Origin of the sequence: Paracoccus sp. (in: a-proteobacteria) (assembly GCF_030538655.1) — a bacterium.
Lineage (GTDB): Bacteria > Pseudomonadota > Alphaproteobacteria > Rhodobacterales > Rhodobacteraceae > Paracoccus.
In genome coordinates, this window is record NZ_JAUNTO010000010.1 from 57,335 (window position 1) to 81,031 (window position 23,697).

The window sequence follows — 23,697 nt, forward strand, 5'->3', positions numbered from 1 at the left end:
CACCGTTTCGCCGGGCCCCGTTTCAGCCATCGCCACCTGCCACACCACCTTGCGGCTGATCCAGATGCCCGGCAATCGCCCGGCCAAGGGCAAAGGCGCGCTGTTCCATGATGACTGGAGTTTCGCAGACATAGGTCAGCGACTGGCGGCGTTCGTCAAAGATCCGCTGATCCCAGTCCAGCGCCCGCTCGGCCTCGTCGATGGCATCGAAATCGGGCGGATCGGCCGATTCCAGCGCGGCCATGGTGGCGCGGCGGTCGTTGATCTTTTGCGTCAGCTCGACCTGCCGCACACCATAACGGGCGATGCCCTCGATCATGGCGGCACGTTCGGGCTGGATCAGATCGAACGCGGCCTGCATCAGCGCGGTCAGGCGGGTGTTGTCGGCATCCGCCGCGAAGCCGGCGATCATGGCTTCCGCCTGATCCATCGGAATACGGCGCAGCACCAGTTGCGCGGCCAGCGCATGGATCGCCGGATCGCGCGCCAGTTCCTGCGCCGCCTGATCCGGGGCCGGTCCGGTCCAGACCTGCGCCAGCGACAGCACCGGTTGTTTTCGCTGAACACAGGGCCATGTGGCGTCATGGGCCGGTTGCGCCTGCGCGGCACCGGCCAGCAGAACGGCGGCAATGACCAGATGTCTCATTTTCCCCCCTTGCGACGCAAGCGCATCCCCTTGGCCGGATCATACATGAACACCGCGCCGCCGAAAAAGACCGCCAAACAGCCTAGAACCACCGCCAGCGAGGTCCAGTTGACCTGCATGTAAAGCGCAAACCGGATCAGTTCGACCGCATGGGTGAACGGGTTCAGCGCGCAGATGTCATGCAACAGCGTCGAGGATTCGCGCATCCGCCACAGCGGATAAAGCGCGGTCGAGGCAAAGAACATCGGGAAGATGACAAAGTTCATCACCCCCGCAAAGTTTTCCAGCTGCCGGATCGTCGATGACAGGAACAGCCCCATCGCCCCCAGCATCAGCCCCGACAGGATCAGCGCGGGCAGCACCGCGACATAACCCCACAACGGCGGTTCCACCCGCCACAGATAGGCGATGCCAAGGAAAACATAAGCCTGCATGATCGACACCAGAACCCCCGCCGACAGCTTGGCCCCCAGCAGGAACCAGCGCGGGAACGGGCTGACCAGCAGCGTGCGCATGGCGCCGGTTTCACGGTCATAGACCATGCTCAGCGAGGATTGCATCCCGTTGAACAGCTGGATCATCGCCACAAGGCCGGGGGTCACATAGACCTCATACAGCACATAGGTCTGATAGGGCGGCGTGATCGACAGGCCCAGAACGGCGCGAAAGCCTGCGGCAAAGATGAACAGCCAGACCAGCGGCCGCACCAGCGCCGCCAGAAACCGCCCGCGCTGCTGAACAAAGCGCAGCATCTCGCGCCGGGTGATCCCGGCAAAGGCGGTGGCCCATGCGCGTGGCGGAAAGCGCACGGGCGTCATGCCGCCACCCCGGTCAGGTCAAGAAAGGCGCGGGTCAAACCATGCGCACCGGCGATGTCAGCGGCGCGGCCCTGCCTTAACAGGCGGCCCCGGTGCAGGATGAACAGGTCATCCTCGGGCTGGATTTCATCCATGATATGCGTGGCCCACAGCGCCGAAACACCGTGATCGGCAATCAGCGCGCGGGTCAGGGCCAGCACCTCGGCCCGCGATTTCACATCCAGCCCGACGGTGGCTTCGTCCAGCAACAGCAGGGCGGGACTGTGAATCAGCGCGCGGGCGATTTCCGCCCGACGCTGCTGGCCGCCCGACAGCGCACTGACCCGTTCACCCGCACGGTCGCTCAACCCCACTTGATCCAGCACTGCGGCGATGCGGTCGCGGGCGGCGTGCCCGCCGATGCCGTGCAGATTGGCGTGATAGGTCAGGTTCTGGCGCACCGTCAGATCGGCATCCAGCGCCCGCGACTGAAACACCACCCCCAGCCGGGCCAAGGCCTGCGCGGGCTGGCGGCGCAGATCAAACCCCGCCACCTCGATCACGCCCGAAGCATTGTCGTAAAGCCGGGTAATCAGCGAAAACAGCGTCGTCTTGCCCGCGCCATTCACCCCCAAGAGCGCGGCAAAGCGACCGGGCGGCACGGTCAGCGATACGTTATCCAGCGCGGCGGTGGCGCCGAAATGATGGCTGACGGACTGGATGGACAGGGCGGAGGTCATGATCCGTTCACTGGGCAAGGCGCGCGCGCGGGCGGCCATGGTGGGCCGCAACCGCGCCAGTTTCAATCCCGTTTTCAATCACTGAATATGGAACACGGCCTGCATCGTGTCGCCCGACGATCCGGGGACCGACAGCACATGACGTCCCGGCAAGATGGCGACAAAGCTGATCCGCGCCTCGCCCGCGGCGTCGAATTCGATGCTGTGAATGCCCATGGGGCGGATTTCGATGTCGTTGATGACCACCTCGTTCACCCAGATCGCACGAAAGAAATCGCCGCCCGACAGCGACAGTTCCTGCGTGCCGTCGGCCTGAATGGTGATGCGGTAATAGCCACCCGATTTCAGCTTGTATTCCCCGCCCGCCACCGGCTGGCCAGATGACAGGGTCAGCGGGGCCAGATCGGTGCGGTTCTGCCGCGCCAGCATCCCGGAAAAGCCATAGTCGAACTGGCCCCCCGCCTCGTAAACCGGGGTATCGGCCGTATCGGTTTCGCCTTGCGCCAGCGCGGGCAAGGCCAGCAGGGACGACAGCATTAACGCGCCAAACGCACGGGTCAGATCGGTTTTCATCGGTTTTCCTTTCAGTTAGGCGCGACAACAACACCCCAGGGCTGCTGCCCTACGGGGATGGATTTGATGACGCGGTTCGCGGCCACGTCGATCACCGAAATATCGTTGGAATTGCCGTTGGTGGTGTAGAGGTATTTCTCATCCGGGTCGAAAGCCAGCTGCCAGACCCGCTGGCCGACCAGCAGATAGTCGATGACCTCATCCGTCTGCGCGTCGATCACCGCCACGCGGTTCGCGGGGCCAAGCGCGACGAAGGCCTTGGTGCCGTCGCGGGTGACGCGCAGGCCGACGGGCTGGATCGCCTCGGGCAGAACGCCGGGGATCTGAAAGTCGATCTTCTTGGTGATTTCCTGCGTGGCCGGGTCGATGACGCTGACCGTGCCGCCGATTTCGCTGGTGACATACAGTTTCGACCCATCGGCGGTAAATTCGGCAAAGCGGGGGCGGCTGTCCACCAGCACATTGGCGGTGATTTCAAAGGTTTCGGTGTCGATGAAATGCGCCATATTCGTGGTTTCCGAGGTATTCACCACCACCCGGCCATCGGGTGACACGCCCATGCCTTCGGGTTCGACCCCCACCGGAATTTCGGCCAGCACCCGGCGTTCATGCACATCGACCACGGTGACAAGGTTGTCATCCTCATTCGCGATATACAGCGGATTGCCGGACGGGTGCAGCACGAACAGTTCCGGGTCGGGACCGGATGGCAGGGTGTGGGTTTCCTGCATGGTTTCGGGGTCGAACACCCGCACCAGATCGTCGTCACTGGCGCAGACATACAATTCCTTGCCGTCGGGACTGATGGTGATGCCGCGCGGGCGGTTGCCGGCGGGGAAATGGCCGATCACCTCATGCGTTTCGCCGTCCAGCACGGTCACGTCATTGCCGCGTTCGTTGGTGACAAAGATGCGGTTGGCCATGGCGGGCATGGCGGTGGCCAGCAAAAGGGCGGCGATCAGGGGCAGTTTCATCGTCATGCAGGGCCTCAGAATTGACAGGTGGTTTCGGGGCGGTCAGTCCCCAGCGTGTCCAGCGCGCTGGTCTGGTGCAGATACTGGTCCTGCGGGCTGACGCTGGTCATCAAAAGCCCCGTGGTCAGCAGCATCGGCTGGCGCAGTTGATGGTCCCAATCGCGCAGGGTCAGGCGCTGGCCCTTGAAGCCCGCCACCTCGAAATTATCCGACAGGATGAAGTCGCGAATCTCGGCGGGGTCGGATGTCTGGCCGCGCGTCGCCGCCTCGCCCACCATGCGCAGGGCCAGCCATGTCTGGTAATCTTCCTCGCGCATGTTGCGGTTTGCGAGCCGTTCAAAGCGGTTCTGGAACTGGGTCGCGCCCCATGCCTCCATCGCGGGGTGCCAGCTGCGCGGCACGAGGCCAGCAGAGCCGACGACCGGGCGCGCGTCCCATGTCTGATAGGGCAGATAGGCAGCAAAGACGCCCGCCTCATCCGCCGCGACGACGACATCATGGGCGGGCGCGCGCTGGGTAAAGACCGGTATCTGCGCCTGCACCTGAACATGGCCGGAATCGGTGCGACGGGCACCGCCGGTATCCTGAAACTCGCGGGTCTCGACGATGCGGGCGCCAAATTTGGTGGCGGCACGGCGATAAGCCTCGGCCAGATCGTGATCGGCCTCGTGGCTGCCGTGGATCAGAAACCAGTTGGACCAGCGTTTCCACATCAGGAATTGCGCCAGACCATCGGCCATCATCTGATGGCTGGGCGCGGTATGGATCATATTGGCGCGGCAATCGGCCCCGCGCAGGGCATCCCCACGCGCGCGGGCGTTAAAGACCGTCGCCCGGTCCCCGGCCTGATCGGCCAGCGCCAGCGTTGTGGGATCATCGGCCAGCACCACGATAAAGGGAATTCCCTCGGCCAGCAGCTTGTCCATCTCGGCACTGGCGGTGTCGGGGCTGGCCGTTACCTCGACCGCCTCGAAATCCTGCCCCATAAAGCGACCGGTGGTGTCGTTATCCTCGATCGCCAGCCGCGCCCCGGCAAAGCCAAGGTCTTCGGTCGGCAGGTCCAGTCGCGAAATCGGCGGCAGGCCGGGGTCATCGACGCGCAGAACGGCGGCGCGGATCAGCGCCATATCCTGCGCCACGGCGGGCATGGCCAGCAAAACGGCACCCACGGCGCCGATCAGAAATCTGTGCATTCTTCTCTCCCTTGGACCGGATGTTCGGCGAAAAAATCCGGGGCGGGCAAGACTGATATTGTTCCCGGCGGTTCGGGAAGATTTGGATCAGCCCTTTGTCGTATGGACGTGGCGTGCGGCGCTGACGCATGGTGACGCCATGCAAACCCTGCTGCGCCTGATCGCCACGCTGATATTGACCACCCTGCCCGCCATGGCCGAGGTGCTGTCCACGCCAGGGGCCGGTCAGATCCCGCAACCCGGCAGTGCCGCCTGGTTCGGTATTCATCTGATCGACACCTCGACCGAGGGGGCGATCAACGGTGCGCGCGCCGATGAAACCGCCCGAATCGCGGCAACCAACGCCTATATCGCCCAAAACCTGACAGAGCGTGGATTTCAGATCCGCGAACCCGATGCCGCCTTGCTGGCCGGGATCAAGAACCCGGCGCGATCCAATGGCCGCGACAGCGCCATCGCGCGGGATATGGGGGTCGATTACGCCATCACCGCCGAGGTGCAAAAGGTATCCAACCTGATTCTGGCGCTGAACCTGCATCTGCGCGACGCCCGAACCGGCCACATCCTGCGCAGCGGTTCCGTAGATATTCGCAGCAACACCGACGATTCATGGCAGCGCGGCTTTCGCTATTTGTTGAAAAACATCATTTTCCGGGAGGAGCAACCAAGATGATGACACGACTTTTCGCCGCGGCGCTGGCCGGGGCGATGCTGGTGGTCAGCGTGGCACAGGCCCACGGCCCGGTGCGGCTGCGCACCGAACACAGCGTGGTGCTGAACGCCACCCCTGACGAGGTATGGCAGGCCATCGGCCAGTTCGACGATATGGGCTGGCACCCCGCCATCGCCAGCACCGAGATCACCGGCGACGGGTCGGTTGACGTGCCCGAAGTATCGACCCGCGTTCTGCACCTGAAGGCCGACAGCGGCGATCCGACCATCACCGAAAAGCTGATCGGTCATGACCCGGCCAAGCGCAGCTATAAATACATGATCGAATCGGTTGACGTGGCGGTTCTGCCGGTCACGAACTATTCCGCGACGCTTCAGGTCAAGGACAAGGATGGCAAGGCCGAAGTTGTCTGGAAGGCCGGGTTTTACCGTGGCTATCCCAACAATGACCCGCCGCCCGATCTGAATGACGACACCGCACAGGCGGCGGTGGACGCCATCTATCAGGCCGGGATGGAGGCGCTGGCCGAACGGTTCGGCACGGCCGAGTGAGGCAACCCGCCCTGTTCGCAGCGGCGCTGCTGTGGTTCCCGGCGCTGGTGGTGGCCGGGGATCTGGCCTTCATCACCTCGCAGAATGCCGGGGCCGTCAGCATCATTGATCTGGACCGGGCCAAGGTCGTGGCCAGCGTGCCGGTTGGCGGCGGGCCTGCGCCGGTGGTCTATGATCCGGCGGCGGGACGCGTCTGGGTGATCGCGGCAGAAACCGGCCTGCTGACGATGCTGGACGAGGCTGGGCAGATCACCGGCACGGCCGCCTTGGGCGCGGGGGCCTTTGGTATCGCGGCCAGTGGCGACGGCGGGGTATTTGTCACCGATTGGTATGGCGGCAGGCTGACCCGGCTGGACGCAGGGTTGCGCCCGGTCTGGACCGCCGGAACCGGGGCAGCCCCTGCGGGTGTCGCGATCAGTGACGATGGCGCGCTGGTGGCCACGGCAGATCGCGACGACGATCAGCTCAGCATCTTTGACGCCGTATCGGGGCAGCGGCTGGCGCAGGTGAAAACCGCTGGCGCGCATCCCTTTGCCGTGGTGTTTCACGGCGGGCGGTTGTGGACGGCGGATGTGCAGGGCAACAGCGTCTCGGTGATCGACCCGCAGACCGGGCTGCTGATCGGGCAGGTCAAAACCGGCAGCCACCCCTATGGCGTGGCCTTTGCGGGCGGGCGCGGCTTTGTCACCAACCAATATGCGGCCAGCGTAACAGTGTTCGACCCCGAAACGCTGAGCGTCATTGCCACGATCCCGGTGGGCGATTACCCCGAAGGCATCGCCCCGCTGCCCGATGACAGCGGCGTCGTGCTGGCCGCATGGGAAGCGGATCTGGTGCAGATCATCGACGCGCAATCACTGACCATCCGGGCCGAAATCGACGTGCCCGCCGGGCCGCGCGCCTTTGGCAGCTTTACGGGTCGGCAGGTTCCGCCATGAGTTCCGCCGTGACCAGATCGGCCCCGCCCGCCGCCAGCCAGCCATCGCTGCCCGAGGGGAACCAGATCACCCCGCTATAACCCAGCTGCACCGCACGCCGCGCGGCATTCCAGCTTTGCCAGCAATCGGCGCGGCAAAAGATCACCATGGGCACCGATTTATCCCCGGCCGACGCCGCATCAAGACCCGATTCCAGCCGCACCTGTTCCGCCGGGGACAAGCGCTGATAGCCGGTGTCATACAGCCAGACCGCGCCGGGGATGGTCAGATGCCGGGGCTGACGCCAGATCGTGCCAGCAGGCAGCCCCTCGGGCCGGGTGGTGCGCGGCATGGTATCCAGAAACGGCACGCCCTGTTCGTGCAGGTCAATCGCCTGCGCGCCGTCGATCACCCGCGCCCCTTTCAGCGTGGCGGGAACGGGGGCGTGATACGGCTCGCCGCGAAAAACATCGGGCTCGGGCACCTGCGCCGCCGCCGGGCCTGCCCCGGCCAGCAGCAGGCCAAGGGCAAGGCGGCGGTGGATCATGGCAGCATCTCGCGCCCGTAATCGTCAGTCAGGGGCACGCCCGCCTCGTGCAGCAGAGCGGTTATCTCGTCCTGATTGCGGCGGATGATGCTGTTCAGCTCGCGCTTGAAGTCCTGTTCCGCCTGACGCACGCCCATGGTGATGCGGTAATACATACGCGGGGCGCCGGTTTCTTTCAGCAGCGGGGTGAATTGCAGGTCGGCGTCATCCTTGATGCGCGGCCCGGCAACCGGCCCCCAGATCACCGCCGCCGCCAGATCGCCAGACCGGACCTGATCCAGCAGACGGCCCACCGGGTCTTCCACGCGTCGATCCACGAACAGATCGACGCCACGCATATCCTTGGCCATACCCGCCCGAGTCAGAATCGAGGCGGGCGGCGTGCCCGCCACGATGCCGACGGGCTGACCGCGCAGCGCTGGGTCGGTCAGGTGATCCACAGCGGCCAGCGGGCTGCCGCGCCGCGTCACGATGCCATAGATCGAGGTATAATAATGGTTCGTGTTCTGAACCAGCTCATCCCCCTGAGCATAGCCCATGACCACATCACAGCGCCCGGCACGCAAGGTCTGGGTGATGAACCCCATCCCCGACGGGAACCATATATAAACCACCGGTAATCCCATCTTGTCCGCGATCAGGTCGGCCAGACGGTTTTCAAAGCCGCTGCCATCCCGCATCGACATCGGCGCATTGGCCGGATCGGCGCAGACGCGGAACTGCGTAGTCGAACGCATGTCGGGCACGAATTGCGCAGCCGCAGGCGGCGTCGCCACCGCCGTGGCCATCATGGCGGCGATTGTCGCGATGATCTGGCGCATGGGCAAGACCGGCATCAGCTTTCCATGCAGGTGGTTTCAAAGGCGGTGTATTCGTCAGGCTTGTCGGCACGCTTGGCCGGGCGGCCGCGCGGGATCATGCCGCTGCCATGAGCGACCAGATAGACATAGATGTCATCGACATAGCACCAGGCGTTCTTGTTGGTCCCAAAGGCGGGCATGACCTGATTGGCGGCGGCATTCACCACCGTCCGCCCCGAAGCGACGACCTGCTGATAATCCCAGTAATCCATCACCAGCACCGAATTCTTGAGCGCCGGGGCATAGGATGACCCCTCGCCATCCGGGCCATGGCACTGATGGCATTCGGAATTATAGCGGCGGAAACCGGAAAAAGTCGCCCAATCGACGGTGCCGTCTTCCTCGATTTTGGGCACCGGAATGCCTTCGGCGTTATACCAGCGGCCATTTTCCATGTGGTCGGGGTTCAGGTCCATATCCGCCAGATGCTGACGGTGCGGGGTGGTGCTGGCGGTCTGGCCGGGGGCAACCTCGCCCGCGCCGATAGCAACGGCGGAACCGGCGGCATTTGCCCGCATCTCGACCTGATTCTTGTCCTCCTCGGGCACCGCCCCGGCACCGCGCGCGGGCGGCGTCTCGGCTGATTGCGCCAGTGCCCCGCCCGCCATCGTCAGGCTCAGCATCAGTGCCGCGATGCCCGTCATCCATTTCATGCTCTTTATCCTCCCCAGGAACAGTTTTTGTCGTTTCCTCAGACGACTCCGCCCCAAGTTTAGGCTTGGGGCGGGCCTTGTGCAGTTCAACTTTGGTCCAAGGACAAAAGTCCTAGATCAGTTCGATGCCGCCGCCGTCTGGGTGCCGGGCAGTTCGAACACGGTCAGCTGACCGCCCAGTTCGGTGTAATCCGACAGCGCCGCATAGCCGCCGACCGCACCCAGACCTTCGTTCGGGTTAGTCAGACCAGCCGCCAGACCGATCCCGGCCCAGCCACCGATGCCCGACAGAACGGCGATATACTGCTTGTCGTTATGGGTGTAGGTGGTGACATTGCCGATGATGCCCGAGGGAGTCTTGAAGCTGTAAAGCTCTTCCCCGGTTTCCGCATCAACCGCCTTGAGGAACCCTTCCAGCGTGCCATAGAACACCACATCGCCCGCCGTCGTCAGCGCCCCCGACCAGACCGAGAACTTCTCGGGCAGGGACCATTTGATTTCACCGGCGACGGCATCCCAGGCGATAAAGTTCCCCATGCCGCCATGGCTGCCGGGCGCGGGATACATCGACAGCGTGGCGCCGACATAGGGCTGGCCCGCCGTATAGGCCACGCGGAACGGTTCGTAATCCATGCAGACATGGTTGGTCGGAACATAGAACAGGCCGGTTTTGGGCGAATAGGACGCGGGCTGCATGTCCTTGGTGCCCAGTGCGGCCGGGCAAATGCCGGTGGTGTTTTCATCCTCGCCGTTTTGCGCGGGCGAATATTCCGCAACCACCTGCGGGCGGCCATAGGTTTCGCTGTCGGGGTCCATATCGACATGGGTGGCCCAGTTCACCGCCGGGTCGAATTTCTCGGCCACCAACAGTTCGCCGGTCTCGCGGTCCATGGTATAGGCAAAGCCGTTGCGGTCGAAGTTGACCAGCAGCTTGCGCATTTCGCCGTTGAATTCCTTATCCACAAGGATGTTTTCGTTCACGCCGTCATAATCCCATTCGTCATGCGGCGTTTTCTGATAGAACCACTTGGCCACGCCGGTATCGGCATCCCGGGCCATGATGGTCATCGACCATTTGTTGTCGCCCGGACGCTGCGAGGGGTTCCAGGTCGAGGGGTTGCCGGTGCCGTAATAGACGAGGTTCAGATCCGGGTCATACGAGAACCAGCCCCAGATCGTGCCACCGCCGATCTGCCACTGATCGCCTTCCCAGCTGTTCAGGCTGCTGTCGGCGCCGATCGGCTTGCCCAGCACCATGGTTGTTTCGGGATCGACCAGCATTTCATCATCAGGCCCGGTGGAATAGGCTTTCCACGCCTCGGACCCGTCGGCCAGATTCAGGGCGGTCACGCGACCGCGCACGCCGTATTCACCGCCCGAGATGCCGACCATCAGCTTGTCATTGACCGGCATGGTGGCCATGGTCAGGGTTTCGCCAATCGCCGGATCGCCGATTTTGGTGGACCATTTAAGCTCGCCCGTCGCGGCATCCAGCGCAACGACGGTGGCATCGGCCTGCGGCAGAATAATCATCCCGTCAGCATAGGACAGGCCGCGGTTGACGGTATCGCAGCACATCACCGCGATCACCTCGGGGTCTTGCTGCGGTTCATAGCGCCAGATGATCCGGCCACTATCGTTCAGATCCAGCGCAAAGACATTGTTCGGGAACGGCGTGTGAACATACATGATGTCGCCGATAATCAGCGGCCCGCCTTCGTGCCCGCGCAGAACGCCGGTCGAGAACGTCCAGGCAACGCGCATATCACCGACGTTAGCACGGTTGATCTGGTCCAGTTCCGAATAACGGGTATTGGCATAATCGCCGGTCGGCAGCACCCATTGCCCGGCCTTGGCCTTTTCGGTCAGAACACTGTCATTGGCAAAGGCAGCGGTGCCAGACAAAAGCAGGGCGACTGTCGCGCCCTTCAGCAGATATTTCATGTGAGAGTCCTCCGCTCTTGGATCGGTCCCCGGCTTCCTCGGGTCGGGGTGTCCTGTTCACGATCTTTTGCGGCGGGCACAGATGCGTCAATCTGTCGCCCCGCCGGTTGCCCCTAAAGTATGGGACGTTTCGGCGGGGCGGTTCGGGAAAGATTGGCAGGTCAGCCCAGACGTTCAGCGTGCCACAGGATATGGTCGGCCATGAAGGTCTGCACAAAGAAATAGCTGTGGTCATAACCGGGCTGCATGCGGAATTGCCCCGGCTGACGGCGGGCCATCATCGCCTGCGCCAGCGATTCCGGTTTCAGCAGATCAAGGAACTGATCGCTGCTGCCCTGGTCGATCAGCACATCGCCGGGAAAGCCGCGCTCGCGCATCAGCAAGGTGGAATCATGCGCCTGCCATGCGGCGCGGTCATCGCCCAGATAGGCCGACAACTGCTTGCGCCCCCAATCCGATTCGGTCGGATTGGCAATCGGCGCAAAGGCCGAAACCGAGCGATAGCGTTCGGGATGGGTCATGGCGATGGTCAGCGCACCATGGCCCCCCATGGAATGCCCGGTGATGCCCATGGCGTCGCGGTCGATGGCGAAATTGTCGCTGACCAGTTCGGGCAGTTCATGAACGATATAGTGCCACATCTGGAAATGCGGCTTCCACGGGTCTTGCGTCGCATTGACATAGAACCCGGCACCCTGCCCCAGATCATAGGCGTCATCATTGGCCACCCCCTCGCCGCGCGGGCTGGTGTCGGGAAAGATCAGCGCCATGCCCGCCTCGGCCGCCCATTCCTGCGCACCAGCCTTGGTCATGGCGTTTTCATGCGTGCAGGTCAGGCCGGACAGATACCACAGCACCGGCACGCGGCCATGCTGCGCCTCTTCGGGCAGGAACACGGCGAAGGTCATATCGGTGCCGGTGGCCTGCGATTTGTGGCGGTAAACGCCCTGCGTGCCGCCAAAGCTGCGGTTTTCGGAAATCGTCTCAAGGGTCATGTTTTGCTCCTGCTGTGGGGTGACGCTGTGGGCGGTATGGAAACGTGGGGGCAAAGGGCCGACAAGCACAAAAACGATGATCTGCCACGAAGAGGGGGCGGACCGCAGCAGACAGACCGCCGACGCTCTCGAACCGGGCTGCCGCCTGTCAGAAAGCCCAGGGTTCCAACCGCCATCCCGCCAGCTGCGACGGCACGCAGAAACCCATACAGGTCCGTATCGAAAGATCGCTCAATCCCCGGTCGAACAGCAATAATTCTTGTGCCGAGATGTCGAGACATAAACCCCGGTGCCATCTTCGCTAATCGGCAGCAAGCCGGGTCGATCTGCGGTGATCCGGCCTCAAAGTTGCAGGGCCAAGGCGGTATCACTTTGCCACAGCGGCAGGCAAGCATCCCTGCCTTTGGTGGAACCATAGACCTTGCCCCCACGGACCAAGACCGCGCCCTGACACGGCGGGAATTTCCGATATTCGCCTGGAAAAGTTATGCCCGATCAGCCTTGGCCTGTGATGACCGCCTGATTGACAGGGCCCGAGATGCCCCCGCCTTGCAAAGCCCGTCAAAATCGTCCGTTTATCTGGCATGAATGTTTGGTCTGGCGCGGCGACTGCAAAACCATTTTCGTCTGCGGGATGGAGAGATTCCCACCCCGCAGACAGCGTTATTTCAGGTCGTCCACGCTGTTGATGACCCGGCCCAACAGACCGTAATCCAGCGCCTGCTGCGTATTCAGCCAGAAATCGCGCTGCGTATCCTGTTCGATCCGCTCAACCGTCTGGCCGGTCGCCTCGGCGAAGATCAGGTTCAGGCGATCACGCATCTGGCGGACCTGTTCGGCCTGAATCATCATATCAGACGAAGTGCCGCCGATGCCGCCGGACGGCTGGTGGATCAGGAACCGGGTGTTTGGCAGGCAGAAGCGGTTTTCCTTTTTCGCCGCCACAAAGATCAGCGCCCCGGCACTGGCCACCCAGCCGGAACCGATGGTGCGCACGGTCGGGTGAATGAACTTGATAACATCATGGATCATGTCGCCCGATTCCACATGCCCGCCGGGGCTGGAAATCAGCATGTTGATCGGCTTGTCGCTGTCTTCGGCCAGGGCCAGCAGATGCGCGACGGTGCGCTGCGCCAGCTTGTCATTGATCGGCCCGGCAACGATCACCGTGCGCGATTTGAAATACAGTTTGCCGATCTTGTCGCCTTCGGGCAGGCCAAGACCGCCATCCTTGTCGCCCTTGTCCTGACGGCGGTCGTCGTCATCATCGTCTTCGTCGTCACTGTCGAGCCACTGGTGGCGCATCGCCTGCCTCCTTTTTGTCATGGCAACGGCGGGACCCGCAGGCCCCGCCGCTTCTTACCTAAGCAGAGGTAAAGGATCAGTAAAGGACGACCGAGCGGATGGATTCACCTGCGTGCATCAGATCGAAGCCCTTGTTGATCTCGTCCAGGGTCAGGGTGTGGGTAATCATCGGGTCGATTTCGATTTTTCCGTCCATATACCAGTCGACGATTTTCGGCACATCGGTGCGCCCGCGCGCCCCACCAAAGGCCGAACCTTTCCACGCCCGGCCCGTGACCAACTGGAACGGACGGGTGCTGATTTCCGCGCCCGCAGGCGCCACCCCGATGATGATCGACTGCCCCCAGCCGCGATGGGTGCATTCCAGCGCCTGCCGCATCACATTCACGTTGCCGGTGCAGTCGAAGGAATAATCCGCGCCGCCGATCTGGTCGAACGGGGTTTTGGTCAGGTTGACGATTTCCTGCACAACATTTTCAACATCCTTGGGGTTGATGAAATGGGTCATGCCGAACCGTTCGGCCATCTCTTTCTTGGCCGGGTTCAGGTCAACGCCAATAATCATATCGGCCCCCGCCAGACGCAGGCCCTGAATGACGTTCAGCCCGATACCGCCCAGACCGAACACCACCGCCTTGGCGCCGATATGCACCTTGGCGGTATAGATCACCGCGCCGATGCCGGTGGTCACGCCGCAGCCGATGTAGCAGATCTTGTCGAAGGGCGCATCCTCTCGCACCTTGGCGACGGCGATTTCCGGCAGCACGGTAAAGTTCGAGAAGGTCGAGCAGCCCATGTAATGGTGGATCGGGGTGCCATCCAGCATACTGAACCGGCTGGTGCCGTCAGGCATCAGCCCCTGCCCTTGCGTCGCGCGGATCGCGTGGCACAGGTTCGTCTTGCCCGACAGACAGGACGCGCATTGGCGGCATTCCGGCGTATAGAGCGGGATCACGTGATCGCCGGGCTTGACGCTGGTAACGCCGGGGCCAACCTCGACCACCACGCCTGCGCCTTCGTGGCCCAGAATCGACGGGAAGATTCCTTCGGGGTCGGCACCAGACAGGGTGAATTCATCGGTATGGCAGATGCCGGTGGCCTTGATCTCGACCATGACTTCGCCAGCCTTGGGGCCTTCGAGGTTGACCTCCATCACTTCCAGCGGTTTTCCGGCCTCAAGGGCGACGGCGGCGCGGGTTCTCATCGTTTGCGTTCTCCTGTCTTGGGGGCGGATCAGATCATCAGCATATGCGAAAACTTGCGGCGGGGTGTGACCACCCCGGCAGCGGCTGATGCAATCCTCCCCGTCCGGTCACGCCAAAGGTTGCGCGACCGGGACAAAACGGCAAGTCAGAGGAAGGTTGTATTCCGCGCGGGTCAGCCCGGCGTCGAGGAGACACCGACCTTGGCCGGGCGCAGCAGCCGGTCGTGCAGGCGGAAGCCCTGATCCATCACCTGAATGATGTCACCGGCGCGGGTGTTCGGCACCGGCGCTTCGAACATCGCCTCGTGGTCGTTCGGGTCAAAGCGGTCGCCGATTTGCGGCGCGATAATGGTGATGCCGTGCTTGGCAAAGACGTTCGACAGTTCGCGCAGGGTCAGTTCGACACCTTCGATCAGTGCGGGCACGGCGGCGCGTTCCTGTTCGCCCGCGGCACCCAATGCGCGCGACAGCGCATCGTGAACCGGCAGCAGATCACGGGCCAGACGCGTGCCGCCGTATTGTTCGGCGTCGCGACGTTCCTTGTCGGCGCGCTTGCGGGCATTTTCGGCATCGGCCAGCGCGCGCAGGAATTTGTCGCGGAATTCGTCGCGTTCCGCCACCAGCCGGTCAATTTCCACCGCCGGATCGGCCAGCGGATCGTCAAAACTTTCGTCCAGATTGGGTTCGTTCTGTTCGTTCATCGTCATCTTCCCTTGCGGCCGGACAACACACGGCCCACCAGTTGCGCGGTGTAATCGACAATCGGCACGATCCGGCCATAGTTCAGCCGCGTCGGTCCGATGACCCCAACCGCGCCCACGATCTTTCGGTCGGAGTCCATATAAGGTGAAACCACCAGAGAGGAACCCGAAAGTGAAAAAAGTTTGTTCTCGGACCCGATAAAGATGCGCACGCCCTCGCCCTGTTCGGCCAGTTCCAGAAAGCGCACGATGTCCTGCTTGCGTTCCAGATCCTCGAACAGCTCGTGAATATGGTCGATGTCGGCGGCTTGCTGACGCAAGAGGTTGGCTCGGCCGCGCACGATCAGGCGCGGATCGGGGGTGGCGGTTTCCCACTGCGCAAGGCCCGATTCGATCAGGCTGGCGGCCAGCGTATCCAGTTCGGCGCGGCGGGCGGTCATCTGCGCGGCGATATGGCGGCGCAATTCGGACAGGGTGCGGCCTTCGGCCATGGCGTTCAGGAAATTCGCCGCCTCGCGCAGCGATGACGGGGTTTGGCCAGGCGGCGGGGCGAAGATGCGGTTTTCGACATGGCCATCGGCAAAGACCAGCACCACCAGCGCCCGGTCGGGGGCAAGGCTGACAAATTCGATATGCCGGATCGGTGCCTCGCGTTTCGGGGTCAGCACCAGCGAGGCGCCGCGGGTGATAACGGACAGCGCCGTTGAGACGCGATCCAAGAGCGGGCCGGGGTCGGCATCGCCATCGGCCAGCGATTGATCCAGCCGGGCGCGGTCGGTGGGGTCAACCGGGTCGATTTCCATCATCGCATCGACGAACAGGCGCAGGCCAAGCTGGGTCGGCATCCGGCCTGCCGAGGTATGGGGGCTGTCCAAAAGGCCCAGATATTCCAGATCCTGCATGACATTGCGCACCGTCGCGGCGCTGAGCTGTTCGGACAGGGCACGGGTCAGGGTGCGCGATCCGACCGGCTCGCCCGTTTCGAGATAAGATTCGACCACGCGGCGAAACACCTCGCGCGAGCGGTCGTTCAGTTCGGAAAGCTGCGGCGGCTGGCTCAACGGGGCCTCAAAGGGTTGCGTCGTGACGGGGCGGGCCTGTATCTGACGGGCAGATAGCGAAAGGATCGACCCATGCGCCCCTCTGGCCGGAATTTAAGCGAACTGCGACCGATTTCAATCGAAACAGGGGTGATGCGCCATGCCGAAGGGTCGTGCCTGATCCGGGTCGGCGATACGCATGTGCTGTGCAGCGCCACGATCGAGGAAAGCACGCCGCGTTGGTTGAAGGGAACCGGGCAAGGCTGGGTGACGGCGGAATACGGGATGCTGCCCCGCGCCACCGGATCGCGGGTGCGGCGCGAGGCCGCGGCAGGCAAGCAGGGCGGGCGCACGATGGAAATCCAGCGGCTGATCGGCCGGAGCCTGCGTGCGGGCGTGGATCGGCGCGCGCTGGGTGAGCGGCAGATCACCGTGGATTGCGACGTGATTCAGGCGGATGGCGGGACGCGCTGCGCCTCGATCACCGGGGGCTGGGTGGCGCTGCGGTTGGCGGTGAACAAGCTGCTGACCTCGGGCGTTTTGACCAGCGATCCGATTGTGGATCATGTCGCCGCCGTATCTTGCGGGATTTATGCCGGTCAGCCTTTGATTGATCTGGATTATGCCGAGGATAGCGAGGCCGGGACGGATGGGAATTTCGTGATGACCGGCGCGGGGCGGCTGATCGAGGTGCAGATGTCGGCGGAAGGCGCGACGTTCTCGCGTGATGAGATGGGTAAGTTGCTGGATCTGGCCGAGGGCAGCGTTGCGGCGCTGGTGGCAGCGCAGAAGGCGGCGCTATGAGGCGGCTTTCGGGCGAAAAGCTGGTCGTAGCCACCCATAACGCCGGCAAGCTGGAGGAAATCCGCGCGATGCTGGCTCCGTTCGGGGTGGATGTGACCAGTGCCGGTGAATTGGGGCTGGATGAGCCGGAGGAGACCGAGGACAGCTTTCTGGGCAATGCGCTGATCAAGGCACGGGCGGCTTGTGCGGCCACCGGGCTGCCGGTGCTGGCGGATGACAGCGGGATTACCGTCGATGGCTTGGGCGGTGCGCCGGGGGTCTATACCGCCGATTGGGCCAAGACGCCGAACGGGCGCGATTTCGTGCAGGCGATGACGCGCACATGGACCGAGCTGGATGCCGTGGGCGCGGCAGAGCCAAGGACGGCGCAGTTCCGCTGCACCTTGGTGCTGATGTGGCCGGATGGGCATTATGAAGTGTTTGAGGGGATCGCACCGGGGCGGCTGGTCTGGCCGATGCGGGGAGCACAGGGGCATGGCTATGACCCGATGTTCGTGCCGGATGGTTATGACATGACCTATGCCGAGATGCCGCCGGAGGAAAAGAACCGCATCAGCCACCGCGCTGACGCCTTTCACAAGCTGGAGGCGGCGCTTGCGTAGGATCAGCAGCGGATCGCCGTTCGAGGCGGCGATGGGCTATAGCCGCGCGGTCGTGAAGGGGCCGTGGTGCTGGGTTTCCGGCACCACCGGCTATGACTATGCGCGGATGGTGATGCCGGATGACGCGGCGGATCAGGCGCAGGCAGCATTTACCACGATTGATGCGGCGCTGCGCGAGGCGGGCTTTGTGATGGGTGACGTGGTTCGGGTGCGCTATGTCGTGACGGATGCGGCACTGGTGGAAGAGATCACGCCGGTTTTGGGCACATGGCTGGGCGAGGTGCGCCCGGCGGCCACCATGATCGTGGCCGATCTGATCCGGCCGGAAATGAAGGTTGAGATTGACGTGACGGCGTGGCGGGCATGACCGACGACTGGCGCGCGGGCGGATTTGGGCTGTATGTCCACTGGCCATTCTGCGCCGCAAAATGCCCCTATTGCGATTTCAACAGCCATGTGGTGGCGGGCGTGGATCAGGCACGATGGGCGCGGGCGCTGGTGGCCGAGGTGGAACGGCAGGCCGCCGAAGTTCCGGGGCGAGTGCTGAACAGCATTTTCTTTGGCGGCGGCACGCCCTCGCTGATGTTGCCCGAAACGGTGGATGCGGTGATTGCGGCGGCGCGGCGCGGCTGGGGCTTTGCCAATGACATCGAAATCACGCTGGAAGCGAACCCGACCAGTGTCGAGCGGGGGCGGTTTGGCGGATATGCGGATGCCGGGGTGAACCGGCTGTCGATGGGCATTCAGGCATTGAATGACCATGATCTGCAACGTCTGGGGCGGATGCATAGCGTGGCCGAGGCGCGAGCAGCCTTTGACGTGGCGCGGACGGTGTTCGGACGGGTCAGCTTTGATCTGATCTATGCCCGGCAGGGGCAGACGCGGGCAGCCTGGCGGGCAGAACTGACCGAGGCGCTGAACATGGCGGTGGATCATCTGTCATTGTATCAACTGACGATTGAGCCGGGCACGGCTTTTGGCGCACGTCATGCGGCAGGTGGTTTGCGTGACTTGCCAGATGATGATATTTCCGCAGATATGTATCTGGAAACACAAGAAATTTGTTGTAAATTTGATATGGCGGGTTACGAGATTTCCAATCATGCCCATCCGGGATCGGAAAGCCGTCACAATCTGATCTATTGGCGGCAGGGTGATTGGGCGGCGATTGGTCCTGGCGCGCATGGGCGGCTAACCGGGCCGTATGGCCGGGCCGCAACCGAGGCACATCGCGCACCGGGGGCATGGCTGGATGCCGTTGAAACTCAGGGCAGCGGCGAGGTAGCGCGCGAGATGTTGGGCTACACCGATCAGGCGACGGAATATCTGTTGATGGCAATGCGTCTGGCCGAGGGACTGGACATGGATCGTTATGCCCAACTGGCAGGTGCGCCGCTGAATGCGGATCGTATTGCGGAACTGATCGATCTTGGCATGGTTGAAACCGACAGCGCGCGGTTATGGGCCACTCGTGATGGGCGACCTGTGCTGAATGCGATTCTGCGGGAGTTGGCAGTTTAGGATGCGACGGATCTGGCTGGGAATAGGTTGGCTGTTTGTCGGGCTGGCTGCAATCGGCACTGCCCTGCCGGTGATGCCAACAGTGCCGTTTCTGCTGATCGCGGCCTGGGCCTTTGCCCGAAGCTCGCCCGCATTGCGGGAAAAAATCCGCAATGATCCACGCTATGGCAAAATGGTGCGCGACTGGGAAGATAACGGCGTCGTGCCGCGTTTCGCCAAGGTCTGGGCGATCACGGCAATGACGGCTGGCGTCGGCTTTTCAGCCTGGGTCGGCATGGCGCTGTGGGTCGTCGCGGTTCAGGCGATGATCTGTCTGGCGGTGGCGGCCTTTCTGATTAGCCGCCCCGAGCGCGTCAGTGAAGCGCCAGCATCCGGCACAGCTGATCCAGCTGATCCAGATCGCGATAAGTAATCACCATCTGACCACCATCCTGCCCGTGATGGTTGATCTGAACCTTCATACGCAGATGTGCGGACAGATCAGCTTCGAGCACGCGGGTGTCAGCATCTTTTTCCTGCCTGGGTGAGCGCGGGGCGGAAGGTTCGGCTTTCTTCCGTGCCAGCGCCTCGGTCTCGCGGACGGACAGGCCGCGGTCGATGACCTGACGCGCCATCTGCACTGGGTTGGGTGCGGTAATCAGGGCACGGGCATGGCCAGCTGTCAGCTTGCCTTCGCGAACGTAGGATTGCACCGGATCGGGCAGATTCAGCAGGCGCAGCAAGTTGGCGATATGGCTGCGGCTTTTGTTCAGCGCCTCGGCCAGTTGTTCCTGCGTGTGGCCAAAGCGGTCCATCAGTTGGCGAAACGACGCGGCTTCCTCGATCGGGTTCAGATCGGCGCGCTGGATGTTTTCGATCAGTGCGATTTCAAGAACTTCGGTGTCGGACAGATCGCGAATAATAACCGGCAGTTCATGCAGTTGTGCGATCTGTGCCGCGCGCCAACGACGTTCACCAGCAACGATCTGGTAAAGGCCCGCATCATTCGGGTGCTGGCGAACGATCAGCGGCTGCAACACGCCGCGCGTCTTGAGTGATTCGGCAAGTTCGTTCAAAGCTTCAGGGTCGAATTGGCGCCGGGGCTGATCCGGGTTGGCGGTCAGTTGTTCAATCGGTATCTGCCGACGATCCGGGGCGGGCGCCGACGTGTCATGCACCAGATCAACATCGGCCATCAGTGCCGAAAGCCCCCGACCGAGACCGCGTTTTGCAGGTTTGGATTCGGACATATCAGGCCTCTTGCAGATTGAGATGTAACCGGGCGGCAAATTCGCGCGCGAATTCGCGATAGGCCTGACTACCTTTGGATTGTGGATCGTAATGCAGAACCGGCTGGGCAAACGACGGCGCTTCGGACACGCGGACATTGCGGGGAATAACGGTCTGATAAACCAGATCGCCCAAGGTCGCACGGGCATCCGCCTCGACCTGTTGGGACAGGTTATTGCGGCTGTCTGACATGGTCAGCAACACACCGTTGATGCGCAGGTCGGGGTTGGCGTTTTGCCGGACCTGACGCACTGTGGCCAAAAGTTGAGACAGCCCTTCAAGCGCATAAAACTCGGCCTGGAGCGGAACAAGGATGGCATCCGCCGCGACCATGGCATTCACTGTCAGCAGGCCAAGCGCGGGCGGACAGTCGATCAGAATGATCCGGTTGTCGCGCGACGTCGTGATCTGACGGCGCAGCAGACGCACACGATCAGAGGTTTGCGACAGATCAACATCTGCCGAGGTCAGATCGGCTGTCGCAGGCACAATAGACAGGCGCGGCAGGCTGGTGACAAGAGCAGCACTGTCGAGATTGGTGGTGCCGGCCAGCAGATCATAGGTTGTTACCTCACGCTGATCCGGGCCAATGCCAAGGCCGGTTGAGGCATTTCCCTGCGGATCAAGGTCAATCAGCACAACCTCGTGCCCGGCTTCGGCCAATGCGGCCCCCAGATTGACGGTGGTGGTGGTTTTACCAACGCCGCCCTTCTGATTGGCAATGGCGATGATACGGTTGGTCATGTTTGTTGTATTCCGCTCAGCTTGAGGATGGCCGCACCCGGCTGGGTTTCGCTGGCATAAGGTGTGACCTGTATGGTGGGGTCCAGCCGCGCGGCTGTCAGCTCTGCCTGCCAGTTCTCACCCTTCATCAGCCATGCCTGCCCGTCCGGTTTCAGATGCCGCCTTACATATGGCATAAGCCGATCAAGCGGGGCAAGCGCGCGGGCACTGATGTAATCGGCAGTAAGCGGAGACAGGCTTTCGATGCGTGCCGTTTTGACTGTAGCGTTTTCAAGCCCAAGTTCGCGGATTGCGGATCGCAGGAAAGCGCATTTGCGCTGATCGCTTTCGACAAGAACAACCTGCGTGGCGGTCTTGGCGCTGGCGATGGCAATCACCAGGCCAGGCAGGCCGCCACCACTGCCCAGGTCTGCCCAAAGGCCGCCGACTGGCTGCGCTAATTGTGCCAGTTGCAGACTGTCACTGATGTGGCGTCGCTCCAGATCAGGCACCGTGGAGGGGGCAATCAGATTGATGCGGTCATTCCATTTGCGCAGCAGGGCAGCATATGCGGTCAGCCGGTCGCTTGTTTCACGTGAAACACTCATCTGCCAGCCCGTTTGACTGCGCGGCTATGGGCCAGCAAAAGTGTCAGTGCGGCGGGTGTCATACCTTCGATTCGGGCGGCGGCGGCCAATGTCTGCGGGCGCGTATCCGTCAGTTTGGTCGTCAATTCGCCAGACAGGCCGGGGATATTGCGGTAATCCTGAATCGCCGTCAGGTCTATGGCCTCATCCTGTCGCAGCAAGGCAGCATCACGGGACTGGCGTTCCATATACTGATGATAGAGTGCGTCATTCCTGATCTGCTGAAGCGTCTCATCAGGCATTTCAGCAAGTGCCGGGCACAGATCTACAAGACGATTCCCGATCAAATCAGGCGTAGCCAACAAAGCAAAGACAGATCGTTTTTGACCATCCTGACGGACCTGAAACCCCATCTGGTTCAATTCGGTAGGGGTAAACACCGTTTTATCAACCAAGGCGCGTGCCCGTTGATACAGATCGTTGCGCTGACCAAAAGCTGCGGCGCGTTGCGGCATTACGCAGCCAATCTTGATCGCACGCGGAGTCAGACGACGATCGGCATTGTCGGCACGCAACGTCAACCGAAATTCGGCGCGCGACGTGAAAACACGGTAAGGCTCGCTGACGCCGCGTGTTATCAGATCATCTATCATCACACCGATATAGCTGTCCGTGCGGCTGAACACCTCGCCCGGCCTGCCCTTCGCGGCAAGTGTCGCATTCAGCCCGGCAACCAGACCTTGGGCTGCTGCCTCTTCGTAACCCGTCGTACCATTGATCTGACCTGCAAGGTAAAGGCCGGGAACAGACTTGACCCTCAGCGTTGGTTCCAGTGCACGCGGATCGATATAATCATATTCGACCGCATAACCCGGTTGGGTGATAACAGCATTTTCCAACCCGCGAATACTGCGCACATAGTCAAGCTGCACATCCGCAGGAAGTGAGGTCGAAATGCCGTTTGGATAGACGGTATGGTCGTTCAACCCCTCTGGCTCGAGAAAGATCTGATGGGATTCCTTTTCGGCAAAACGAACGACTTTATCCTCGATCGACGGACAATAGCGTGGCCCACGTCCGGAAATCTTCCCACCATACATGGCAGAGCGGGACAGGTTAGATCGGATAATCTCATGCGTCCTGGCATTGGTGTGAGTCACACCGCAAGAGATCTGCCGTGTGACGGGGGCCATGCTGAGATAAGAAAACATCACCGGATTGGTATCGCCAGGCTGCATATCAACAGCCGTCCAATCGATAGTTCTGCCGTCTAACCGTGGCGGTGTGCCTGTTTTCAGTCGCCCAAGTGGCAAATCAAAACGCCGCAGATCAGCCGCCAACCCGACCGATGCATCATTACCCCAGCGACCAGCCGACCGGCTTTCGGTGCCGATATGAATAACGCCATTCAAAAATGTGCCGGTAGTCAAGACGACAGCACTGGCCGACAACGCGCCCTGCGCCGCCAAAGATACGCCTTGCACCCGATCAGTGCCTAGCAGGCCCACCACCTCATCATGAACGATTGTTAGCCCCGGTTGCGCCAGCATGATCCGTTGCGCCTCTTGCCGATACAACGCCCGATCCATCTGCGCCCTTGGTCCTTGAACGGCTGGCCCCTTGCTGCGGTTCAACAGACGAAACTGAATCCCGGCACGATCCGCGATACGACCCATCACCCCATCCATTGCGTCGATCTCTCGCACCAGATGACCCTTGCCCAACCCGCCAATCGCCGGGTTACACGACAGCGTGCCAATATCATCCTTTTTCATGGTGATAAGGGCGACATGCGCCCCCAACCGTGCCGCTGCCGCGCTAGCTTCGATCCCGGCGTGGCCACCACCAATGACAATCACATCATAATGTTTCACGTGA

The 23,697-nt window shown here is 62.3% G+C and carries 27 protein-coding genes; 8 read left to right on the plus strand and 19 right to left on the minus strand.

Annotated elements, in window-relative coordinates; genetic code table 11:
• Positions 1-22: 22 nt before the first annotated feature.
• The 6 genes from Q4G22_RS08575 to Q4G22_RS08600 all read right to left on the minus strand — a co-directional run bounded on the left by Q4G22_RS08575 (position 23) and on the right by Q4G22_RS08600 (position 4,857).
• The gene (locus Q4G22_RS08575) at positions 23-646 is read right to left on the minus strand and encodes a hypothetical protein (protein WP_303385489.1); all 624 of its coding nucleotides are present in this window, start codon (positions 644-646) and stop codon (positions 23-25) included.
• Positions 643-1,464, minus strand: a complete 822-nt coding sequence (locus Q4G22_RS08580) for an ABC transporter permease (RefSeq protein ID WP_303385490.1) — start codon at positions 1,462-1,464, stop codon at positions 643-645. The genes Q4G22_RS08575 and Q4G22_RS08580 overlap by 4 nt, the downstream gene beginning before the upstream one ends.
• Positions 1,461-2,183, minus strand: coding sequence for an ABC transporter ATP-binding protein (locus Q4G22_RS08585; protein WP_303385491.1), 723 nt, complete (start codon positions 2,181-2,183; stop codon positions 1,461-1,463). Before Q4G22_RS08585 ends, Q4G22_RS08580 begins: the two co-directional genes overlap by 4 nt.
• Positions 2,184-2,261: 78 nt before the next feature.
• On the minus strand, positions 2,262-2,756 hold the full coding sequence (locus Q4G22_RS08590) for a hypothetical protein (protein ID WP_303385492.1): 495 nt from the start codon (positions 2,754-2,756) through the stop codon (positions 2,262-2,264).
• An 11-nt stretch (positions 2,757-2,767) separates the two neighbouring features.
• A complete protein-coding gene (locus tag Q4G22_RS08595; RefSeq protein WP_303385493.1) occupies positions 2,768-3,736 on the minus strand; it encodes a YVTN family beta-propeller repeat protein in 969 nt (322 codons plus the stop codon).
• Positions 3,737-3,744: 8 nt separating this feature from the next.
• The gene (locus tag Q4G22_RS08600; protein ID WP_303385548.1) at positions 3,745-4,857 is read right to left on the minus strand and encodes an ABC transporter substrate-binding protein; all 1,113 of its coding nucleotides are present in this window, start codon (positions 4,855-4,857) and stop codon (positions 3,745-3,747) included.
• Positions 4,858-5,062: 205 nt separating this feature from the next.
• Between Q4G22_RS08600 and Q4G22_RS08605 the strand changes: the two genes are divergently transcribed.
• From Q4G22_RS08605 to Q4G22_RS08615, 3 genes are read left to right on the plus strand one after another with little or no spacing between them, the layout of a single operon-like run.
• The gene (locus Q4G22_RS08605) at positions 5,063-5,596 is read left to right on the plus strand and encodes a DUF3280 domain-containing protein (RefSeq protein ID WP_303385494.1); all 534 of its coding nucleotides are present in this window, start codon (positions 5,063-5,065) and stop codon (positions 5,594-5,596) included.
• Positions 5,596-6,147, plus strand: coding sequence for an SRPBCC family protein (locus tag Q4G22_RS08610; protein ID WP_303385549.1), 552 nt, complete (start codon positions 5,596-5,598; stop codon positions 6,145-6,147). Before Q4G22_RS08605 ends, Q4G22_RS08610 begins: the two co-directional genes overlap by 1 nt.
• Positions 6,144-7,085, plus strand: a complete 942-nt coding sequence (locus tag Q4G22_RS08615) for a YncE family protein (protein ID WP_303385495.1) — start codon at positions 6,144-6,146, stop codon at positions 7,083-7,085. Before Q4G22_RS08610 ends, Q4G22_RS08615 begins: the two co-directional genes overlap by 4 nt.
• Here Q4G22_RS08615 and Q4G22_RS08620 read toward each other — a convergent pair.
• The 9 genes from Q4G22_RS08620 to hrcA all read right to left on the minus strand — a co-directional run bounded on the left by Q4G22_RS08620 (position 7,060) and on the right by hrcA (position 16,334).
• Positions 7,060-7,611 carry a PQQ-dependent catabolism-associated CXXCW motif protein gene (locus tag Q4G22_RS08620; RefSeq protein ID WP_303385496.1) on the minus strand — a complete coding sequence of 184 codons (552 nt, stop codon included), beginning with the start codon at positions 7,609-7,611 and terminating at the stop codon, positions 7,060-7,062. The two genes, Q4G22_RS08615 and Q4G22_RS08620, sit on opposite strands and share 26 nt — an antisense overlap.
• Positions 7,608-8,432: a quinoprotein dehydrogenase-associated putative ABC transporter substrate-binding protein gene (locus Q4G22_RS08625; RefSeq protein ID WP_303385550.1), complete on the minus strand. Its 825-nt coding sequence runs from the start codon at positions 8,430-8,432 to the stop codon at positions 7,608-7,610. The genes Q4G22_RS08620 and Q4G22_RS08625 overlap by 4 nt, the downstream gene beginning before the upstream one ends.
• A gap of 14 nt (positions 8,433-8,446) precedes the next feature.
• Positions 8,447-9,124: a c-type cytochrome, methanol metabolism-related gene (locus Q4G22_RS08630; protein WP_303385497.1), complete on the minus strand. Its 678-nt coding sequence runs from the start codon at positions 9,122-9,124 to the stop codon at positions 8,447-8,449.
• Positions 9,125-9,241: 117 nt separating this feature from the next.
• Positions 9,242-11,068: a methanol/ethanol family PQQ-dependent dehydrogenase gene (locus Q4G22_RS08635; RefSeq protein WP_303385498.1), complete on the minus strand. Its 1,827-nt coding sequence runs from the start codon at positions 11,066-11,068 to the stop codon at positions 9,242-9,244.
• 161 nt (positions 11,069-11,229) lie between these two features.
• A complete protein-coding gene (fghA, locus tag Q4G22_RS08640; RefSeq protein ID WP_303385499.1) occupies positions 11,230-12,063 on the minus strand; it encodes an S-formylglutathione hydrolase in 834 nt (277 codons plus the stop codon).
• A 663-nt stretch (positions 12,064-12,726) separates the two neighbouring features.
• Entirely contained in the window at positions 12,727-13,368 is a 642-nt protein-coding gene (locus Q4G22_RS08645; protein ID WP_303385500.1) for an ATP-dependent Clp protease proteolytic subunit, read from the minus strand.
• Between the two features lie 76 nt (positions 13,369-13,444).
• Positions 13,445-14,572, minus strand: coding sequence for an S-(hydroxymethyl)glutathione dehydrogenase/class III alcohol dehydrogenase (locus tag Q4G22_RS08650; protein WP_303385501.1), 1,128 nt, complete (start codon positions 14,570-14,572; stop codon positions 13,445-13,447).
• A gap of 173 nt (positions 14,573-14,745) precedes the next feature.
• Positions 14,746-15,273, minus strand: coding sequence for a nucleotide exchange factor GrpE (locus tag Q4G22_RS08655; RefSeq protein ID WP_303385502.1), 528 nt, complete (start codon positions 15,271-15,273; stop codon positions 14,746-14,748).
• A gap of 2 nt (positions 15,274-15,275) precedes the next feature.
• Positions 15,276-16,334 (minus strand): heat-inducible transcriptional repressor HrcA, encoded by a 1,059-nt coding sequence (gene hrcA / locus Q4G22_RS08660; protein ID WP_303385503.1) that lies wholly within the window; start codon positions 16,332-16,334, stop codon positions 15,276-15,278.
• 72 nt (positions 16,335-16,406) lie between these two features.
• On the opposite strand from hrcA, the gene rph reads away from it, so the two are divergent.
• The 5 genes from rph to Q4G22_RS08685 are packed head-to-tail and all read left to right on the plus strand — an operon-like array spanning position 16,407 to position 19,652.
• Positions 16,407-17,117, plus strand: coding sequence for a ribonuclease PH (gene rph, locus Q4G22_RS08665; protein WP_303385504.1), 711 nt, complete (start codon positions 16,407-16,409; stop codon positions 17,115-17,117).
• On the plus strand, positions 17,114-17,719 hold the full coding sequence (gene rdgB / locus Q4G22_RS08670) for an RdgB/HAM1 family non-canonical purine NTP pyrophosphatase (protein ID WP_303385505.1): 606 nt from the start codon (positions 17,114-17,116) through the stop codon (positions 17,717-17,719). Before rph ends, rdgB begins: the two co-directional genes overlap by 4 nt.
• Positions 17,712-18,086, plus strand: a complete 375-nt coding sequence (locus Q4G22_RS08675; RefSeq protein ID WP_303385506.1) for a RidA family protein — start codon at positions 17,712-17,714, stop codon at positions 18,084-18,086. Before rdgB ends, Q4G22_RS08675 begins: the two co-directional genes overlap by 8 nt.
• Complete coding sequence (gene hemW / locus Q4G22_RS08680; protein WP_303385507.1) at positions 18,083-19,240, plus strand: radical SAM family heme chaperone HemW; 1,158 nt, start codon at positions 18,083-18,085, stop codon at positions 19,238-19,240. The genes Q4G22_RS08675 and hemW overlap by 4 nt, the downstream gene beginning before the upstream one ends.
• A 1-nt stretch (position 19,241) precedes the next feature.
• Entirely contained in the window at positions 19,242-19,652 is a 411-nt protein-coding gene (locus Q4G22_RS08685) for a YbaN family protein (protein ID WP_303385508.1), read from the plus strand.
• On the opposite strand, the gene Q4G22_RS08690 is transcribed toward Q4G22_RS08685, so the two are convergent.
• The 4 genes from Q4G22_RS08690 to mnmG are packed head-to-tail and all read right to left on the minus strand — an operon-like array spanning position 19,594 to position 23,693.
• A complete protein-coding gene (locus Q4G22_RS08690; RefSeq protein WP_303385509.1) occupies positions 19,594-20,469 on the minus strand; it encodes a ParB/RepB/Spo0J family partition protein in 876 nt (291 codons plus the stop codon). The two genes, Q4G22_RS08685 and Q4G22_RS08690, sit on opposite strands and share 59 nt — an antisense overlap.
• A gap of 1 nt (position 20,470) precedes the next feature.
• A complete protein-coding gene (locus Q4G22_RS08695; protein ID WP_303385510.1) occupies positions 20,471-21,253 on the minus strand; it encodes a ParA family protein in 783 nt (260 codons plus the stop codon).
• Complete coding sequence (gene rsmG, locus Q4G22_RS08700) at positions 21,250-21,840, minus strand: 16S rRNA (guanine(527)-N(7))-methyltransferase RsmG (RefSeq protein ID WP_303385511.1); 591 nt, start codon at positions 21,838-21,840, stop codon at positions 21,250-21,252. The genes Q4G22_RS08695 and rsmG overlap by 4 nt, the downstream gene beginning before the upstream one ends.
• On the minus strand, positions 21,837-23,693 hold the full coding sequence (mnmG, locus tag Q4G22_RS08705; protein WP_303385512.1) for a tRNA uridine-5-carboxymethylaminomethyl(34) synthesis enzyme MnmG: 1,857 nt from the start codon (positions 23,691-23,693) through the stop codon (positions 21,837-21,839). Before mnmG ends, rsmG begins: the two co-directional genes overlap by 4 nt.
• Between the last annotated feature and the right edge of the window lie 4 nt (positions 23,694-23,697).

Bases quoted from the DNA above. Each gene is read 5' to 3' on its own strand.
- Q4G22_RS08690 (WP_303385509.1), bottom strand. From the start codon at position 20,469: ATGTCCGAATCCAAACCTGCAAAACGCGGTCTCGGTCGGGGGCTTTCG.
- Q4G22_RS08645 (WP_303385500.1), bottom strand. From the start codon at position 13,368: ATGCGCCACCAGTGGCTCGACAGTGACGACGAAGACGATGATGACGAC.
- Q4G22_RS08580 (WP_303385490.1), bottom strand. From the start codon at position 1,464: ATGACGCCCGTGCGCTTTCCGCCACGCGCATGGGCCACCGCCTTTGCC.
- Q4G22_RS08600 (WP_303385548.1), bottom strand. From the start codon at position 4,857: ATGGCGCTGATCCGCGCCGCCGTTCTGCGCGTCGATGACCCCGGCCTG.
- Q4G22_RS08590 (WP_303385492.1), bottom strand. From the start codon at position 2,756: ATGAAAACCGATCTGACCCGTGCGTTTGGCGCGTTAATGCTGTCGTCC.
- Q4G22_RS08620 (WP_303385496.1), bottom strand. From the start codon at position 7,611: ATGATCCACCGCCGCCTTGCCCTTGGCCTGCTGCTGGCCGGGGCAGGC.
- Q4G22_RS08595 (WP_303385493.1), bottom strand. From the start codon at position 3,736: ATGACGATGAAACTGCCCCTGATCGCCGCCCTTTTGCTGGCCACCGCC.
- Q4G22_RS08585 (WP_303385491.1), bottom strand. From the start codon at position 2,183: ATGACCTCCGCCCTGTCCATCCAGTCCGTCAGCCATCATTTCGGCGCC.
- hemW (WP_303385507.1), top strand. From the start codon at position 18,083: ATGACCGACGACTGGCGCGCGGGCGGATTTGGGCTGTATGTCCACTGG.
- rdgB (WP_303385505.1), top strand. From the start codon at position 17,114: ATGAGGCGGCTTTCGGGCGAAAAGCTGGTCGTAGCCACCCATAACGCC.
- fghA (WP_303385499.1), bottom strand. From the start codon at position 12,063: ATGACCCTTGAGACGATTTCCGAAAACCGCAGCTTTGGCGGCACGCAG.
- Q4G22_RS08650 (WP_303385501.1), bottom strand. From the start codon at position 14,572: ATGAGAACCCGCGCCGCCGTCGCCCTTGAGGCCGGAAAACCGCTGGAA.
- Q4G22_RS08695 (WP_303385510.1), bottom strand. From the start codon at position 21,253: ATGACCAACCGTATCATCGCCATTGCCAATCAGAAGGGCGGCGTTGGT.
- Q4G22_RS08630 (WP_303385497.1), bottom strand. From the start codon at position 9,124: ATGAAATGGATGACGGGCATCGCGGCACTGATGCTGAGCCTGACGATG.
- Q4G22_RS08655 (WP_303385502.1), bottom strand. From the start codon at position 15,273: ATGAACGAACAGAACGAACCCAATCTGGACGAAAGTTTTGACGATCCG.
- Q4G22_RS08625 (WP_303385550.1), bottom strand. From the start codon at position 8,432: ATGCGCCAGATCATCGCGACAATCGCCGCCATGATGGCCACGGCGGTG.
- Q4G22_RS08635 (WP_303385498.1), bottom strand. From the start codon at position 11,068: ATGAAATATCTGCTGAAGGGCGCGACAGTCGCCCTGCTTTTGTCTGGC.
- Q4G22_RS08575 (WP_303385489.1), bottom strand. From the start codon at position 646: ATGAGACATCTGGTCATTGCCGCCGTTCTGCTGGCCGGTGCCGCGCAG.
- Q4G22_RS08685 (WP_303385508.1), top strand. From the start codon at position 19,242: ATGCGACGGATCTGGCTGGGAATAGGTTGGCTGTTTGTCGGGCTGGCT.
- Q4G22_RS08610 (WP_303385549.1), top strand. From the start codon at position 5,596: ATGACACGACTTTTCGCCGCGGCGCTGGCCGGGGCGATGCTGGTGGTC.
- Q4G22_RS08605 (WP_303385494.1), top strand. From the start codon at position 5,063: ATGCAAACCCTGCTGCGCCTGATCGCCACGCTGATATTGACCACCCTG.
- rsmG (WP_303385511.1), bottom strand. From the start codon at position 21,840: ATGAGTGTTTCACGTGAAACAAGCGACCGGCTGACCGCATATGCTGCC.
- rph (WP_303385504.1), top strand. From the start codon at position 16,407: ATGCGCCCCTCTGGCCGGAATTTAAGCGAACTGCGACCGATTTCAATC.